Annotated in this window: 13 protein-coding genes; 4 read left to right on the top strand and 9 right to left on the bottom strand. The window is 65.3% G+C overall.

Annotated elements, in window-relative coordinates; translation table 11 throughout:
* Positions 1–103 precede the first annotated feature (103 nt).
* Positions 104–1,687 (top strand): ribulokinase, encoded by a 1,584-nt coding sequence (locus D1Y84_RS12070; RefSeq protein ID WP_124848884.1) that lies wholly within the window; start codon positions 104–106, stop codon positions 1,685–1,687.
* 51 nt (positions 1,688–1,738) lie between these two features.
* On the opposite strand, the gene D1Y84_RS12065 is transcribed toward D1Y84_RS12070, so the two are convergent.
* The 3 genes from D1Y84_RS12065 to D1Y84_RS12055 all read right to left on the bottom strand — a co-directional run bounded on the left by D1Y84_RS12065 (position 1,739) and on the right by D1Y84_RS12055 (position 6,992).
* Positions 1,739–2,905 carry a spore photoproduct lyase family protein gene (locus tag D1Y84_RS12065; protein ID WP_233581369.1) on the bottom strand — a complete coding sequence of 389 codons (1,167 nt, stop codon included), beginning with the start codon at positions 2,903–2,905 and terminating at the stop codon, positions 1,739–1,741.
* 138 nt (positions 2,906–3,043) lie between these two features.
* Positions 3,044–5,572: a 2-oxoglutarate dehydrogenase E1 component gene (locus D1Y84_RS12060; RefSeq protein WP_124848882.1), complete on the bottom strand. Its 2,529-nt coding sequence runs from the start codon at positions 5,570–5,572 to the stop codon at positions 3,044–3,046.
* 226 nt (positions 5,573–5,798) lie between these two features.
* Positions 5,799–6,992: a glycoside hydrolase family 27 protein gene (locus D1Y84_RS12055; RefSeq protein ID WP_124848880.1), complete on the bottom strand. Its 1,194-nt coding sequence runs from the start codon at positions 6,990–6,992 to the stop codon at positions 5,799–5,801.
* A gap of 173 nt (positions 6,993–7,165) precedes the next feature.
* Here D1Y84_RS12055 and D1Y84_RS12050 point away from each other — a divergent pair, with 173 nt between their 5' ends.
* A complete protein-coding gene (locus D1Y84_RS12050; protein ID WP_158615442.1) occupies positions 7,166–8,197 on the top strand; it encodes an SDR family oxidoreductase in 1,032 nt (343 codons plus the stop codon).
* 80 nt (positions 8,198–8,277) lie between these two features.
* Here D1Y84_RS12050 and D1Y84_RS12045 read toward each other — a convergent pair whose 3' ends face one another.
* Together D1Y84_RS12045 and D1Y84_RS12040 are read right to left on the bottom strand one after the other, a co-directional pair.
* On the bottom strand, positions 8,278–9,528 hold the full coding sequence (locus D1Y84_RS12045; RefSeq protein WP_124848876.1) for a zinc-dependent alcohol dehydrogenase: 1,251 nt from the start codon (positions 9,526–9,528) through the stop codon (positions 8,278–8,280).
* Complete coding sequence (locus D1Y84_RS12040) at positions 9,525–10,361, bottom strand: SRPBCC family protein (RefSeq protein WP_158615441.1); 837 nt, start codon at positions 10,359–10,361, stop codon at positions 9,525–9,527. Before D1Y84_RS12040 ends, D1Y84_RS12045 begins: the two co-directional genes overlap by 4 nt.
* Before the next feature lie 151 nt (positions 10,362–10,512).
* On the opposite strand from D1Y84_RS12040, the gene D1Y84_RS12035 reads away from it, so the two are divergent.
* Positions 10,513–12,024 carry an amidohydrolase family protein gene (locus D1Y84_RS12035; RefSeq protein ID WP_158615440.1) on the top strand — a complete coding sequence of 504 codons (1,512 nt, stop codon included), beginning with the start codon at positions 10,513–10,515 and terminating at the stop codon, positions 12,022–12,024.
* A gap of 27 nt (positions 12,025–12,051) precedes the next feature.
* On the opposite strand, the gene D1Y84_RS12030 is transcribed toward D1Y84_RS12035, so the two are convergent.
* Together D1Y84_RS12030 and D1Y84_RS12025 are read right to left on the bottom strand one after the other, a co-directional pair.
* Entirely contained in the window at positions 12,052–13,341 is a 1,290-nt protein-coding gene (locus D1Y84_RS12030; protein ID WP_158615439.1) for an NAD(P)/FAD-dependent oxidoreductase, read from the bottom strand.
* Positions 13,342–13,366: 25 nt separating this feature from the next.
* Positions 13,367–14,503, bottom strand: coding sequence for a glycosyltransferase family 4 protein (locus D1Y84_RS12025; protein ID WP_124848869.1), 1,137 nt, complete (start codon positions 14,501–14,503; stop codon positions 13,367–13,369).
* A 328-nt stretch (positions 14,504–14,831) separates the two neighbouring features.
* Between D1Y84_RS12025 and D1Y84_RS12020 the strand changes: the two genes are divergently transcribed.
* A complete protein-coding gene (locus tag D1Y84_RS12020) occupies positions 14,832–15,710 on the top strand; it encodes an SDR family oxidoreductase (RefSeq protein ID WP_124848867.1) in 879 nt (292 codons plus the stop codon).
* On the opposite strand, the gene D1Y84_RS18175 is transcribed toward D1Y84_RS12020, so the two are convergent.
* Positions 15,707–16,258, bottom strand: coding sequence for a DMT family transporter (locus tag D1Y84_RS18175; protein WP_199726402.1), 552 nt, complete (start codon positions 16,256–16,258; stop codon positions 15,707–15,709). The genes D1Y84_RS12020 and D1Y84_RS18175 overlap by 4 nt on opposite strands.
* On the bottom strand, positions 16,225–16,674 hold the full coding sequence (locus D1Y84_RS18170; RefSeq protein WP_199726401.1) for a DMT family transporter: 450 nt from the start codon (positions 16,672–16,674) through the stop codon (positions 16,225–16,227). Before D1Y84_RS18170 ends, D1Y84_RS18175 begins: the two co-directional genes overlap by 34 nt.
* Between the last annotated feature and the right edge of the window lie 123 nt (positions 16,675–16,797).

The raw sequence follows: 16,797 nt of genomic DNA, 5'->3' as shown, positions 1-16,797 counted from the left end.
CAGCGACAGGCACAAACAGGACCGCCCGGAGATGCGGCGGTCCTGTTCTTGTTTAGAAAGCAAAAGAAAACGTTTACGGACAATTCCAGGGAGTGACAAAGGCATGGCAGGAACCATCGTTGCTGGGGTTGACTTCGGTACGCTCAGCGTCCGGGTGACGCTGCTTGATAGTGAGCGAGGCCGTCTCGGTACCGCCTCAGCAGAGTATCCACTGCATCGCAAGCGGGAAGACCCGGACTTTGCCACGCAGTCGCATTCGGACCAGATGACCGCTCTGGTAGAAGCCACGCGCAAGGTGTTGGAAGAGACCGGCGTGGATGACCAGCAGGTCGCCGCCATTGCGCTTGATACCACCGGCTCGAGCGTCGTGATGGTCGGGCACGACATGCAGCCGCTCGGCGAGTACTACCTGTGGTGCGACCACCGCGCCAAGAGCGAAGCGCAGGAGATCACCGCGCTCGCGCACGCCGAGGGGCTCGAAGCGATCGAGTGGTGCGGCGGCGTGTACTCGCACGAGTGGGGCTTCGCCAAGCTGCTGCACTGGTTCCGGCACAACCCGGAGCAGCGGGCGGCATTTGCCACCGCGTTTGAACACTGCGACATGGTCGCGGCCACACTCGCCGGGATCACGGAACCGAAGCAGGTGATCCGCAGCGTCTGTGCCATGGGGCACAAGTGGCTGTGGAACCCGCGCTGGGGCGGGTTGCCGCCGCAGGAGTTCTTTACGAAACTCGACCCGGTGTTCGAGGGTATACGCGCGAAGTTCGACGGCGCCTACCAGACCTCGGATCACATTGCCGGGAAGCTTGCGCCGGCGTGGGCGGACAAGATGGGTCTCCGGGCCGGCATCCCGATCCCGGTCGGCGCATTTGACGCGCACTGGGACGCGATTGGCGCAGGCTGCCGTGAGGGCGATGTTGTCAACGTGGTCGGAACCTCGACCTGCATCATCGCGATGGAGCGGCGCACCACGCTGGTTCCGGGTGTGTGCGGCGTCGTGCCCGGCAGCGTGCATCCCGAGTTCACGGGGGTCGAGGCAGGGCTGTCTGCAACGGGCGACATCTTCGAAGCCATTGCGCGCCGCGCGGGGACCAGGGTCCGCGAGCTCGCCGCTGGCCTGGAGCAGTATCGCGCCGGCCAGACCGGCCTACTGCGCCTGAGCTGGGACAATGGCGATCGCACCGTGCTCGTCAATGCGGAACTGGGCGGCGTGACGCTGGGCTGGCACCTGGTGCACACTGCGCAGGACGAACTTTTTGCCGCGATTGAAGGCACGGCGTTCCACACCCGCATCATCCTGGAGCGCATGGCCGAGCACGGCGTCCCGGTCGAGCGCGTCATCAATGCCGGCGGCATTCCGCAGAACAACGTCGTGCTCAACCAGGTCTACGCCGATGTGCTGGGCAAGCCTGTGCTGGTGCCCGACGGCATCCCGACCAGCCTCGGCTCGGGCATCTTTGCGCTGGTCGCTGCCGGCGCGTTTCCCACGATCGAGGCAGCGCAGGACAAGCTGTGTCTCGCCTTCAGGACCTACACGCCGCAGCCCGGGGCGCAGACGATCTACAACCGGCTGTTTGCGCTGTACCGCAAGCTGTACTTCGGCCTCGGCACGCGCTCGGCCGAGCCGGTGGCGCTCGGCGAGGTGCTGCCGGAGCTGCGAAAGATCGCTGCGGAGCAGCGCGGGTAAACCGCCTGCGCGGCTCGCGGTCCCTTCGGGACGGGTGATCGATGGGAACCTCTACGTCCAATAGAGGATCTTCGCTGCCGGCAGCAGGGCAGCGATGTTCTGCTGGAAGAATGAGCGGAGCTCGGTCATCTCGTCCTTTGGGTAGACGTACTTGAAGCCGCCGAACTTGGTGCGCTTCTCGGAGCGCATCTCCTCGCGCAGGTCGAGCGGGGTCTTCGGGTACCAGCTCAATAACACCTCCTTGGAGCCAGGGGTGAACCGGTGCGTGATGAGCTCAATGGTCAGGTCAGGCGAAGGCACCTCGTGCAGCGCAGTGGCGACTGCGGCAAGGAGCGCGGTGTACTCGGTTTGCCAGTTGGGCACGGGCATGATCGGCGCGATGGTCAGGCCGACGGGGTAGCCGGCTAAGGCCATGGAACGAAGCGCAGCGATGCGCTGGGGAACCGTGGCGGTGCCGCCTTCCAGGTCGCGGCTTACGCTGGCGGCATTGAGCGAGAAGCGCACGCGTGTGCGCCCGTGGTGCTGGAGTGGCAGGAGTGGTTGCACCCCGTTGAACTTGGTGGTCCAGCGCAGCTGCACCGGCGCATCCCAGTCGCCGAAGAAGCGGATCGAAGACTCGAGCGCCCCGGTGAGGTGCTCGATGCCGAGCGGGTCGGTGTAGCAGGAAGCTTCAAAGGTCGTGCCCTCGGCGGCGCGGCTCTCGGATCGCGAGGTGATCTGCCCTTGGCCTGCGTAGGGCCGCAGCGCTTCAAGGATCTCGGGCAGGTTGGCGTAGGCGCGCGTGACCGGCGCTCCACTCAAAGATCCGGCTAGGTAACAGTACTGGCAGTGCGCCGGACAGCCCTGCGCGACATGGAACTGCCAGTCGGCCGATGGCGGAATGGGCTGCAGCTTGCGTTGCCCGGGCGGCGACACCACGATGGCGAAGGTGCTCTTGGCAAGCGCATAGCTTTTGCCGGGCGTGTCCGCGGCAAAGCTGGGCAGGCGATTCGCGGTGAGGCGCACCACGTCCCCTCCAAAGCTGGCAGCGCGGTCCAGCATCGCGCGCCCATGTGGGAGGGCCAGCGCGTCCGGGGTAATCAGCACTCGGCGAGGTCGCCACAGCTTGCCGGGAGGGGCAGCCGCCAGTTCCACGGGAGAGACTGGGGTCGCGTTCTCGACGAGTGCTTCGGCGGAAGGCAGGAGGTGCGGCGCACTCGCAGGAGAAATCAGCGGCATATCGATTTGAGCCGGGAACAAGCATCCGGGATGTGCCCGGGGCTCCGCATCAGCTGTGACGACATCACCGTCGGGAGAGTGACCCGTACCGGGCCGCCGCTTCCTATCAGCGATGAGCCCGGACTGACCGCAAGGCGCTTAGTGCGCCTTGTGGTCGATGCCCTTGCTGAGTGCCAGGTCGATCAGTGTGCGCTGCTCCAGCTCATGTGCCTTGGCCGAACCGGTCGCAGGGCTGGCCGCGGCAGAGCGCTTGATCGAGAGCACCTGGCGGCCGTCACGAATGAGCCGGCGGAGTCGCGGCATCACGAATGAGATTGCGCCCATGTTCTCCGGCTCTTCTTGCACCCAGATCACCTCATGGGCGTCCGGGTGCGCGTCAATGGCTGCAATCAGTTCCTCTTCCGGCCAGGGGTAGAGTTGCTCCACGAAGACGATGGCCACGTTGGTGATGCCGCGCTTCTCGCGCTCCACGCGGAGATCGTGACCGATCTTGCCGGTGCACAGCAGCAGGCGGTTGGCGTTCTCGGCCGTGGTGTCGGGCAGCACGTTCAGGAAGCATGGACGGCTGAAGTCCTCGATCGGCGAGATGGCGTCAGGATGGCGAAGCATGCTCTTGGGCGTAAAGACCACGAGCGGCTTGCGCCACGGCCGCAGCATCTGCCGGCGCAGCAAGTGGAAGTACTGCGCGGCCGTGGAGGGCTGGCAGACCTGCATATTGTGGTGAGCGGCGAGCTGCAGGTAGCGTTCGACGCGCGCGCTCGAGTGCTCCGGCCCCTGCCCTTCGTAGCCATGCGGCAGCAGAAGCACGACGTGCGCCAGCAGGCCCCACTTGTCTTCGCCGGAGGAGATGAACTGGTCGATGATGATCTGCGCGCCGTTGGCAAAGTCGCCGAACTGCGCTTCCCAGAGCACCAGCGTCTCCGGGTAGTCACGGCTGTAGCCGTACTCGAAGCCAAGGACGCCGGCTTCGCTCAAGGCAGAGTTGTAGACCTCGAACCGTGCCTGCCCTTGGCTCACGTGCTCGAGTGGGATCCAGTGCTTTTCCGTCTCTGTGTCGATCAGGACCGAGTGGCGCTGATTGAAGGTGCCACGCTCCGAGTCCTGGCCGCTGAGTCGGACGGGCGTGCCATTCTCGAGCAGCGACGCGAGCGCCACAGCCTCAGCCATTCCATAGTCGAACGGGCGATGACCGTCGGCCATTTCCATGCGCTGCTCGAGCAGCTTGCGCAGCTTGGCATGGATGTGGAACTCCGCCGGAAACTCGCCCAGGCGATGACCCAGGCGCGTCACCTCGTCGCGGGTGAGCCCGGTCTCGCGCTCGTACTCGGGCTTGTACAGGCCGCCGCGATAGGGCGACCAGTAGTCAGGGAGCGTGGCCAGCACAGCTGTCTGCTGAATCTCGGTGGCGCTGCGCTGTGCCTCGATAAACTCCTGCTGCACCGCGTGGTGCTCTTCAGCCGTGTCGACGCCGAGACGCTTGGCATACAGCTCGCTGAGCGGCGGGTGGTTCTTGATCCGTGCATAGCGGATCGGCTGGGTGATCGTTGGGTCGTCCACCTCGGAGTGCCCATGGCGACGGTAGCCGATCAGGTCGATCACGACGTCGGACTGGAAGGTGTAGCGGTACTCGAGCGCGAGCGCGGCAACCCGGAGCACCGCATCCGGGTCTTCCGCGTTCACGTGGAACACGGGCACGGGTAGCCGCTTGGCGGCATCCGAAGCGAAGCGCGAGGAGGTTGCTTCGGCAGTTTCGGCCGTAAAGCCAATCAGGTTGTTGACCAGCACGTGCACCGTGCCGCCAACCGAGTAGCCCGGGATGCCGCTGAGGTTCAGGACCTCGGCGGTGATGCCCTGCCCTGCAAACGCTGCGTCGCCGTGGATCACGATCGGCAGCACTTGGCGCATACCGGCTGCGCTGCCTTCCACGCCACCGGCGCGGGTCTGCTTGGCGCGGGCGCGTCCCATGGCGACGGGATCGACCGCCTCCAGGTGGCTCGGGTTGGAGACGAGGTGCAGCGACAGCTCTTTGCCGGTGCGCGTCTGGTATTTGCCCGTGGCGCCCACGTGGTACTTGACGTCGCCGCCGCCCAGGAACGAGCGCGGGTTCACATCTTCAAACTTGGAGAAGATGTCCGCTGCGGCCTTGCGGAAGGTGTTCACCATCACGCTGAGCCGGCCACGGTGGCTCATGCCGATCACAACCGTGCAGGCGCCGAGGTCGGCTGCGCGCTGGAAGGTTTCGTCGAGCAGCGGGATCAGCGCGGTGACGCCCTCGAGCGAGAAGCGCTTGGTACCGAGATAGCGCGACTGGATCACCTGCTCGAAAAGATCGGCACGGATCAGCTGCGAGAGCACGTGGCGCTGCTCAGCAGCGGCCAGTTTGCGGGGTGTCTGCTCGAGCTTCTCGATGATCCACTCGCGGCGCTCGCGGCTGGCGATGTGCATGAACTCTGCGCCGATGGTGCCGCAATACACCTTGCGGGCGGCAGCGATGTCTTCCTCGCGCGCGCCGGCGGGCAGGTCTTCCGGCAGCGGCAGGGCGGCGAGTTCATGTCCAAGTGGGTCGAGTTGCGCCTGGAGGTATCCCCAGCGCCGAAAACTGTTGAAGACGAGGTCGCGCGTTGTGGCGACTGCGAGTTGCGCGGGTTCCAGATGGGTTGCGCTCATGATTTTGAGAAGGGGCTGCCTCACTTGCGTGTTCCGACCGCAAAGGGCCGGTGGGCCCACACCACATTCTACGCGTCCGACGGTGCGCAGTGGTGCGGAAGGTGCGATTGCTGGCGGGTACCGCCGGGAGCACTCCCAGGATCGTTCCCGGGAACAAAGCCCCTGCCAGCGGGCAGGGCCGGGATCGCTCCACGGCCCGCGCGCCGGCGGGTACCCGGTGCAGCCGCTAGGGATTGCTGCGGAGCAGCACTGCTCCATGCGCCGGCACGGTCACCGTGTACTGGCCGCCGTCGGTGCTCACGTCCTGGTCAGCCCAGACATCGTGGAGCTTTGTCCCCGCGGCAAGGCTGGCGGAGGCGAGTGGCAGCGTCACCGGGCGGGCATCGGCCGAGCGGTTGAACAGGGCGAACGCCATGCCGCCGCCCGAGAGCGAACGCGACCAGATCTCCTGCTGGCCCTCCTGCGAAAGCCGGTCGCCCTGCTTGCCCAGCGCGTCCTGGTCGATGGCGATGACGCCCTTGTTGGTCAGCATTGCCAGCGTCTCCGGGGTCATCTTGCTCAGGTCGTTGCCAGCCAGCAGCGGGGCAGCCAGCATTGCCCAAAGCGTCATGTGCGTGCGGTACTCGTCCTGCGACATGCCGCCGTTGCCCACCTCCAGCATGTCCGGGTCGTTCCAGTGGCCTGGCCCGGCGTACTTGGCCAGCCCGGCCTGGCCGAAGCCGATTTCAGACATGCGGGCGTAGGTGTCAGTGATATCGCCGGTGGTGCGCCACAGGTTGCCGCCCACGCTATCGCCCCACTTCCAGACGTCATCCCAGCCGTACTGGCACATCGAAAGCACGATGGGGCGGCCGGTCGCGGCGATGGCGTCATGCATCTTCTGGTACACGGCCTCGTCCATCTTCAGGCGCACCGCGGCATTGGCCGCATTGGGCTTGCCGACCTTCTTGTCCATGATGTTGCCGTACGAGCACATGTCGTACTTCAGGTAGTCGATGCCCCACTTCGCGTAAATCGCCGCGTCCTTCTTCTCGTGCTTGTAGCTGCCTTCATAGTTGGCGCAGGTCTTGGGGCCGGGCGAGGAGTAGATCCCAAGCTTCAGCCCCTTGCCGTGTACGTAGTCGGCAAGCGCTTTCATGTCGGGAAACTTGCTGTTGGTCTGAATGTTGCCGTGCTTGTCGCGCCCTGCTTCCCAGGTGTCGTCGATGTTGACGTAGATATACCCTGCGTCGCGCATGCCGCTCGACACCAGCGCGTCGGCCGCCGCGCGTACGTCCGCATCGGTGACCTTTTCGGCGAAGTGGTTCCAGCTGTTCCAGCCCATCGGCGGAGTCGCCGCCGTGGCGGATGCCTGGCCGGGCGCCTGCGCGAGACAGGGCAGAGCGAGGGTCGAGAGCAAAACAGCAGCAAGCGGTGACATGCATTTCAGAAGCAAGGCAGACTCCAGTCTGTTGGAGAGATCATCTCTCCTTCGGAGGCAACGATAAGCCGTCCCTACCGGACGCGCAACTTTGGGGTGATAGGCCCGAATTCACAGGCACGGGATGCGCGGCTGTCCCATCGAATAGCCCGGCACGCCGCATCCAAGCAGCCATGCACAACAACAGGCAAAAGGTTTGGGGAGCACTCGTGGTCGCCGCAGCGACCGTTGCGGCAGCGAAGCTGGCACGGCGCGCGTGGCCGCGCTTCCCGGTCGCAGGCAGGGTCGCGCTGATCACCGGCTCGTCCCGCGGGTTCGGTCTCGCGCTCGCCGAGCGGTTTGCCCGCGCAGGCGCCCGGGTGGTGCTGACAGCGCGCGACCCCGAGGCCCTGGAGCGCGCACGCACGCTGCTGCTGGAGCGCGGCGCGGCGCGTGAGCAGGACCTGCTGGTGTGGCCCTGCGACCTGCGCGAAAACGAGCAGGTCGTGGAACTGGTGCGTCACGTGGAACAGCAGTGGGGGCAGATCGACATCCTGGTCAACAATGCCGGCGTGATCTCCGTCGGCCCGGTCGAGTCCCAGCCGTTGGAGGCTTTCGAAGACGCTATCCGGTCGAACTACTTCAGCATGGTGCATGCGTCGCTGGCGGTGCTGCCAGGCATGCTCGGACGCGGCGAGGGCGCCATCGTCAACATCGCGTCGATCGGCGGCAAGGTCGCGGTGCCGCACCTTCTCCCCTACTCCGGCAGCAAGTTTGCAGCGGTGGGCTTCTCACAGGGGCTGCATGCCGAGGTGCGCGCCAGGGGCGTGCGCGTCACCACCGTGACGCCGGGGCTGCTGCGCACCGGCTCACCGCGCAACGCGCCGGTGGTGGGCAAGCGCGAGGAGGAGTTTCGCTGGTTCAACCTGGGCGACTCGGTCCCGGGCAGCTCGCGTGACGCGTATGCCGCTGCCGGCCGAGTGCTGCGCGCGGTGGAGTCAGCAGAAACCGAGCTGAGCATCACTCCGCAGGCTGCCGTCGCAGCCCGACTGGCGCAGGCGTTGCCAGAGGTCACCGCGCTGGTGTGCTCCCTGGTGAACCGCGCTTTGCCTGCGCCGGATCTTTCGCAGAAAACACCCATGCCCGGCCGGACCGCCGATGGCAAGGACCTTAGTTCGCTCACCGGGCTGGGCCGCCGCGCCGAGCAGCAGTGGAACGAGGAGTAGTGTGTGCCTGAAGCGGGCAGCAGAAAGGGAGTGCCCGTGGGCACTCCCCTTCTGCTGGCCTTTGTGACGTTCCCGCTCGCTTACGACGCTAGTGGTGACAGGTTCTTGGTCGTGCCCTGGGGACTGCCCTTGGGCACCAGGTCGCCGGTCCGTCCGCCTTCTGCCCACGGGTCGATGACAACCTTGGTGCAGCCAAACTCCTTGTCGCGGAACACACGGAACGCATCCGGAATCTCTTCCATGCCGATGCGATGCGAGATGATGAAGCTCGGATCGAGCTGGCCGTCCTCGATGCGCTTGAGCAGCGGCTGCAGGTAGCGCTGCATATGCGTCTGCCCCATCTTCATCGTGATGCCCTTGCCGAAGGCAGCACCGAACGGGAACTTGTCGAGCAGCCCGCCATAGACGCCAGGCACCGAGACCGTCCCACCCTTGCGTACGGCCATGATCGCCTCACGCAGTGCTGTGGGCCGATCAAACGACAGCTTCAGCACCTGCTGGGTCTTGTCGTAGACGCCGCCAAGGCCGCTGCCATGCGCTTCCAGTCCAACCGCATCGATTGTGGCGTCAGGCCCATTGCCACCGGTCAGCTCGCGCAGGGTCGAGAGCGTATCGAACTTGGAATAGTCCAGAGTTTCCGCACCGACCTTGGCCGCCAGAGCGAGCCGCTCCGGAAAGCGATCGATCGAGATGACGCGCTTGGCGCCGAACATGAAGGCGCTCGCAGCCGCAAAGATACCGACCGGGCCCGCCCCCCAGACGGCGACCGTATCGCCTTCCTTGATATTGGCGTTCTCCGCGCCCATGTAGCCGGTCGGGAAGATATCGGTCAGGAACAGCAGCTTCTCATCGGGAATGTCGTTCTCGATCTTGAGCGGGCCAACATCGGCGAACGGAACACGGGCATACTGTGCCTGGCCGCCGGCGTAGCCGCCGTAAATGTGCGAGTAGCCATACAGCGAGGCGCCCGAGTAGCCGTACATTTTCTCTGCCAGCGCCGCATTGGGGTTGGTGTTGTCGCAGGCACTGTACAGCTGGTCAGAACAGAAGGCGCAGGAGCCGCACGCAATGGTAAACGGCACCACCACGCGGTCGCCGCGCTTGAGCTTCTTGACTGCCGGGCCTACCTCTTCCACGATGCCCATAAACTCGTGGCCGAGGATGTCACCGGGCTGCATCGTGGGGATGTAGCCGTCGTAAAGGTGCAGGTCCGAGCCGCAGATAGCGGTGCGCGTGATCTTGATGATGGCGTCGCCCGGGTTCAGAATCTTGGGGTCGGCGACATCCTGTACTTCGAGCTTTTCCTTACCCATCCAGCAAAGTGCCTTCACTGTGCCACCCCTTCGTGTGCGATGCCGCCGGTTTGCGGCACGGTCGGCTGTTGTTCCCTGTCCCCGGTAAAGGCCTGCTGCACGCGTGCGCCCGCAGAGCGGGTGCCGTGGGACTGGCCACGCGTCGTGGGGATCTCGCCGGTCTCGGCAAGCTGCTTGAAGTGGCGCAGGTTCTCCTTGACGAAGCCGCCCGGCGTGCGCGAGACCAAACCACCCAGCGCAGCGGCGAGCTTGCCGCCTGGCAGCAGGAACTCCTGGTTGACGCGGACCACGGTGCCACGCCCGCTTACTGCGGGCTCAAACGAAACCTGTCCGGCAGAGGGCACGGGCGTGTCGCCGATCGAGCGCCAGGCGAGGCGCTTGCCCGGTTCTTTCGCAGTCCACTCCGCGTCCCACTCAAGCGTCTGGCCGCCCGGCAGATCCATCACCCAGTGCGACGTATCTTCACCGGTCACAGTCACACTGTGGATCGACTCCTGGTAGCTGGGCGCGGTGGCGATATCGAGCCACTTTGCGTAGAGCTCGTCCGCAGGCTTGGCGATCGTGAACGTTGCCTGCTCCTGCACGAGACCTCTTGACGCCTGCTGCAGGGTGCCGGCCAGCTTCTGGGTTTTGGCACTGCGCGCAACGTAAACACCGGCTGCGAACAACAGGCCACCCGGGCTGAAGATCTGCTTGCGGAACAGGTACACCGCGGAAACCAGGGCGGCATACACCAGCGGGCTCTGGACAGCCTTCTGCGTAGGGCTTTGCGCGGTTGCGCGCTCAAAACCCGGAGCGGCGCTCAGACGCGTGCGCGGGTCCAGTGGCGTTTTCACATCGGTCTGTATCATGCGTTTCCTATCCTCTTCGCTACGGTGTATCGGGGTAAAAGGGCAGCTGCATGCTGTGATGCGCGAAGCGTGTGGGCAGCCATCCGGCACATTCCAAGAAGACTGTGTTTTGCGTACGACGCAGTCGCCAGTTGCGGCGTCAAAGCGCATTATGTCCAATTCATCGCGCATCCTTCGGTATGTGCTGCCTTCGGCTTCAGCCCTGCTGCTGCTCCTCGCACCCGCCCGGTCGCTGGCCCAGATGGTTACGGCACCCCTACCGCAGTTCACCGCGATTGAGCATGTGCGCCTCATCGACGGCACCGGACGGCCACCCCAGAGCAATGTAACGGTCGTGGTGGAAGGGCAGCATATTCAGGCTATCCGCGCGTCAACACCGGACGCGCGGTCGCTGCCGCCGGGCACCCGGGCGATCGACGCGTCGGGCCAGACCATGATCCCGGGGCTGATCAACGCGCACGGCCACCTCGCCCTGGTAAATGGCGCAGCCAATGACGCGAGCTACTACACCGAACCGCACGTGCTCGCCGAGCTGCGCCAGTACGAGCACTACGGCGTGCTGGACATGCTGTCCCTCGGGCTGAACCGGGACCTGATCTATCTCATCCGCGCGCAGCAGACTGCGGGCAATCTGGATGGAGCCACCGTGTTTGTTGCGGATCGCGGCATCGGCGTACCCGGCGGGGCGCCACCGATCCCGCATGCGGATGACCAGTTGTACGCGCCGAAAAATGCGGACGAAGCCCGCAGGGACGTGGATGAAGCAGCATCTCGCCACACCAACTTCATCAAGGTCTGGGTCGATGACCTACACGGCAAGCTGCCCAAGATGCAGCCGGAGATCTATGCCGCGGTGATTGATGAGGCGCACAAACAGCATGTACCGGTAGCCGCCCATGTGTACGCGCTGGCGGATGCGAAGCTGCTGGTTGCTGCCGGCGTCGATGTGCTCGGCCACTCGGTGCGCGACCAGCGCGTGGACCCGGAGCTGATCCAGGCGATGAAGAAGCACGGGACGTTCTACATCCCGACGTTGGAACTGGATGCCACTTTCTTCCTGTTTGCTGACCACCCTGAGCTGCTGAACGACCCGTTCTTGATCCGTGCCACGCCGGCGGCGGAGCTTGCCAAGCTGCGCAGCCCCGGCTACAAGGCCAGCGTGGATTCGGACCCTACGATTGCCCAGCACCGCAAGGATCTTGAGATGGCCAAGACCAACCTGCGCCTCATGTACCGGGCCGGCGTCCGGGTCGGCTTTGGCACCGACTCAGGCGCGACCCCTTTGCGCCTGCCCGGCTATGCGGAGCACCTGGAGTTGCAGTTGATGGTGGAGGCGGGTCTTACGCCGCTGGAAGCGTTGCACTGCGCGACACAAAACAACGCCAAACTGCTCGGCATCGATATGCAGACCGGCACGGTAGCTCCAGGGTTGCGCGCCAACTTCCTGCTGCTCGATGGCAGCCCGGCAGCGGACATCGCCAACACCCGACGCATCGTGAGCATCTGGCACAACGGTCATGCTGGTTCGCCATGGACCACGGTTGCCCAGCAGGATGCCTACAAAGCTTCGGCTGCCAACACGCACGCACCAGACGTCGCGGGTGCAACGGCGATGCAAACGAAGCGCAGGCCAGGCACATCGGCAGCAGCGCCAAAGCCCTGACGCGGCAGAACTCCCGCGGAGACGCAGCTACCTGCGCACCGCCAGCACCTGCCCGGCGGCGCGCAGCCCCGAACGCAGTGCACCATGCACAGTCCCGGGGTGCCCGGTGGTGTCGGTGTGTTCGCCCGCGAAGAACAGCGTGTTCTCGACCGGCGTCGCCAGGATCCCCGGCGCGCCCGCCGCGCCCGCCGGGGCGTAGCTGTAAGCGCCGAGGGTGTAGGGCTCGCTGTTCCAGTGCACGGAATGCACGGCCTTGAGCATTCCATCGAGGGACCCGGGCGCCCGTTCAAACACCTGCTCCAGCGTGCGCAGGGCCTCCTGGACGAGCGCTGCCGCATCCACCTTCGCCTGCGGCCCACCGACCCATCCGGTCAACAGAGCACTGGCGCGCGGCGACGTGGTCCACCACGTAGGCGGCCGCTGCCCGCGGACAAACAGGAAGTGCATGTCCGGGTGGCTTGCTGCCCACCAGCGCTCCGTCCACTCAAACACTATCCGCTGCACGATTCCGGGTGCGAGGCTGTGCACTGCCGCGAGCGCTGCCGCAGGCGCAGGGTCGAAGCACATCGCGCCCTGCTGCTGCAGTACGCCCAGTGGAAGCGCGCAGATCACCGTGGCGGCGGTCCATTGCCTGCCGTCGGCCGCGCGCACCGTGCAGGTGCCCTGCTGCCATGTGATTGCCTGTGCGGCGGTGTTGAACAGGAACGTGGCGCCGGCTGCTTGCGCGCGGGAAAGGACGTACTCGGCCAGGGCCTGGTAGCCGCGCTCGAGGCGCGCAGCGCGGTGTCCTTCGATCGCGTCCTCGGCCTGCTGTTGTTTCGCCAGGGAAGCGATGCCGATCTCACGCGCGTCCGCGGCGTTGAACCCCTCCACGTAGCCACGCGCCCGTGCCTTGTCTTCTGCCGAGGCATTGCCACGCGCCAGGTACGCGTCGAAACACATGTCTGGTTCCGTTGCAGCCGTGGCCGCCATCGCATCGAGCAGCGACCACGTGGCATCATCTTCCGGACATGGCTGCACGCTTCCGCCGAGAAAGCAGAGCTGTTGCCCTTCTGCTTCCTGCAGTGCGAAACCCGCTTCTTCAATCAGTGCCAGCAGCTCCGGTGGACGCCCGTGGACAAACTCCGCGCCCAGTTCAACGGGGCCCTGCGCGGTCGCAACGGTGCGCATGCGACCGCCAGGCGTGGCGCGCGCTTCGAGCACGAGTACTCTTTTGCCAGCCTCGGCGAGGCATCGCGCTGCGGAAAGCCCGGCGATGCCTGCGCCCAGAATGATTGTGTCGAGAGCTTCGATCGTTTCGGTTGTGTCGTCCTGCATCCCGGCTTGGATGCCGGCCGATCGCTCAGGCAGTGGCGACCTGCACCAGCGATGCATACAGCGCCTCGTGGTGTTTCACCATTTGCTCGGCGGAGTAGTGGGTGCGTGCCCGGGCCAGCGCACGCGCGCCCAGTTCTTCGATTTCGTCCCAGCTTCCGGCCAGCCGCACGAGGATCGCCGACAGGGCTTCCGCATCGCGCACCGGGTAGTACAGTGCCGCATCGCCCCAGATCTCGCGCAGCGTGGGCAGATCACTCAGCACCAGGGCGCAGCCGCTCAGCGCAGCCTCGAGCGGCGCCAGGCCAAAGGGCTCGTAGCAGGAGGTGGCGATATAGATCGCTGTGCGGCTGTACAACTCGCGCAGCTCCGCCGCGGTCTGCTTGCCCAGGTACGTCACGCCTTCGCTCTCAATGCCGGGCAGCGCAACAGGCACATGCACCGGTGAGGCCGGCGAGATACCTTCGCCCGCGATGATCAGCGGCATGGGCACGTCGAGCTGCTCAAGCAGCGTCACGTGCTTGCCGGGGTCCCAGGTGCGGCCCACTGTCAGCGCCTGCAATACGCGGCCCTCGCGCTGGGGTTGTCCTGCGGGAACGCCCGGCGCAAACAGCTCGGGCGAGCGACCATTAGCCACGACTTCAATCCGCCGGTTGATGCCGTATTGCTGGCGCAGCTCCCGGGCCATCCATGCGGTGGGCGCGGCCAGACGCGTCGCCGACTGCAGGCCGGCGCGCACCAACGAAGTGTACGCGCGCAACCGTCCGGTGTCGGGCGCACTCTCGCCGTGCACTGCTTCCCACCAGCCCAGCACGTCGCTGTGCCCGGTCAACAGCACCGGCAGCGTGTCAGCGAGCTCACCATACGCAAACTGGTTGCTGTGCAGCACGTCGGGCTGCACCTGGTGCACCACTTTGCGCAGCATCTCCACGGAGCTCACCAGATCTGCCCCAACGTCCGTCATCCACTCCAGCGCATACTCGGTCTCGATCCAGTCAAAGGAAGGAGAATCCATGCTCAACAACCAGGCGCGCTGTCCATCATCGAGCAAGCGGCCAAAGCTCACGAGCGTTACCCTGTGACCGTTACGCACCAGGCCCGCACTCAGTTCTTCGGTGTAGGTCCAGACACCGCCGACCGAGTCCGTGGTCAGAAGAACGTGCATGCATTTCCCTCCAGCTTTCTTTCCGTTCTTGAAGGCTCAGCCGGCGCACACCAGCAGGGGCGTCTGAGTGGCGTTTGGCGTTGAAGCCTCAATGCATTATGGCGCACGCCTTCGCCTAGCCAGCACACCCGGCTTCATTTTCATCGTGGCACAGTCATCGCCGCGTGGTGCTGGGCCAAAGCGAAGTCGCTGCCGAGCACAACCCCGGCGGGCAGCGCAGGCTCTGTATTAGCACGCCTCCCTTCGACTTCGCACACCCTGCGTGGGCAGCGAACATGCGGCATGCACGGAGCGGCAACAAATTGATCGGCAGCACGCAGGAGACCTCATGGCACGCAATCCCCTCACCTTCGGCCCCAAGCCTCCTTTTCCCACACAGCAGCAGCAGCCGGCCCCGGGGTCAGAAGCAGCCATGGAGCCGGCGCCGGATCATGGCCTGGAGAGCTACACCGGGCGCGACCGGCTCACGGGACGCGCGGCATTGATCACCGGCGCCGATAGCGGCATCGGCAGGGCTGTGGCCATCCTGTTCGCCAAGGAAGGCGCGGACATCGTCTTCACCCACCTGCCCGAGGAAGCCGATGACGCCCGTGTCACGATCGCGGCTGTGGAAAAGCAGGGACGGAAAGCACACGCCATCGCACTGGACCTATCGCAGCAACAGAGCGCGGCGATCGCGGTGGAGGAGACCGTAAAGCTGCTGGGCAAGCTCGATATCGTGGTCAACAATGCCGCGTTCCAGCGCACCCACCAGGAGCTTAGCGAGATTCCGTACGACGAGTTCGCGGAAACATTCCGCGTCAATGTGTTTGCCACGTTTGCCGTGGCCCAGGCCGCGGAAAAGCACCTCAAGGCAGGCGGCGTCATTCTGAATACCACTTCGATCCAGGCGTTTAACCCCAGTCCAAATCTCATTGCCTACGCGGCTACCAAGGCTGCCATCGCCAACCTGACCAAGAGTCTCGCCAAGGCGCTGGCGTCCAAGGGCATCCGTGTGAATGGCGTCGCTCCCGGCCCGGTCTGGACACCGCTGATCCCCGCGACAATGGAAGCAGACAAGGTCAAGGAGTTCGGCAAGACCACGGTGTTTCAGCGGCCGGCGCAGCCCGTGGAACTTGGCTCGCTGTATGTCTTTCTGGCCTCGGACGATGCCAGCTTTGTGACGGGTGAAATTTACGGCGCCACGGGTGGACTGACACCGCTTTAGACCGCGGATCGCTCCACTGCCTGCTCTCGCGCTCTGGCCGCCTTCGGCAGCCGGCCAGAGCGCGAGAGTGTAAACACCCCGGCGAGGGTTAGGGCTCCGCCCAGCACGCTGCCGAGGCTTACCTGCTCACCCAGCCACACGAACGACACCAGCAGCGTGACCGGCGGGATGAGGTACAGCACGCTGGCCGCCCTTGCCAGCGGTAACCGCTCCAGCACCTGTGCCCACGTCAGGTATCCAAGTGCTGCCGGGAAGACCCCGAGATACACCGCCGTTGCCACCGGCAGCATTGCATCTCCTGATGCGTGAAAAGCCTGCACAGCCCCGGGAAGAAAAGGCGCGAGCAACAGCGCGCCGGTCCACATCATGCAGGCCGTAACGGCGACCGGCGTGTACGTGCGAAGCAGGGGCTTCTGCAGAAAACCCATCAGCGCCGCGCATACCGCCGCCCCCAGCACCAGCAGCGAGGCTGCCCCGGTGTGCAAACCGCCCGGCGTGCTGGCGGCGATCAGGGCTACGCCCCGAACGACATGGCGACACCGAGCCATCCCATCGGTCGCAGCCTTTCCCCGAGCAGCACCGCCAGCAACGCGGCAAACACCGGCATGGAGTTGATCAGGAATGAGGCTGAGCCGGCCGACACGTGCTGCTCGCCCGTATTCAGAAGCAGGTTGTACGCGGCGATGCCGAGTGCCCCGGCCAGCACTGTCCTCGCGAGTGCCGAGCCCCGCGGCAATCTCATGGGCCGGAGCAGGTGCAGCAGTGCGAAGCAGAGCCCGGCTACCAGGAAGCGCACCGCAGCCAGCTGCCCGGGCGTAAACAGGCGCAGGCCCACCCGGATGGCCGGGTATGCCGAGGCCCAGAAAAGAATGGACCCCGCGATGGCGAGCGGGAGCGGCAGCAAATGACGGCCAAGGCCCGCCTGCCCCGGTAGCGGCACGGTTGAAGCTGTTGTTCCAGACACAGCGCCTGTCATGCTCGGCTTTGGCTTCACGGCCGCAGTGTACCCTTAGACGCAAGAAGCGCTCCCCTCCCGACAATCCTGCTCACAACTCCGGGAGAAGACCGAGCATCCACGAAACCAGCT

It is taken from the genome of Acidipila sp. EB88, assembly GCF_003858395.1.
Lineage (GTDB): Bacteria > Acidobacteriota > Terriglobia > Terriglobales > Acidobacteriaceae > EB88.
This window is presented reverse-complemented; position numbering and strand designations above follow the sequence as displayed.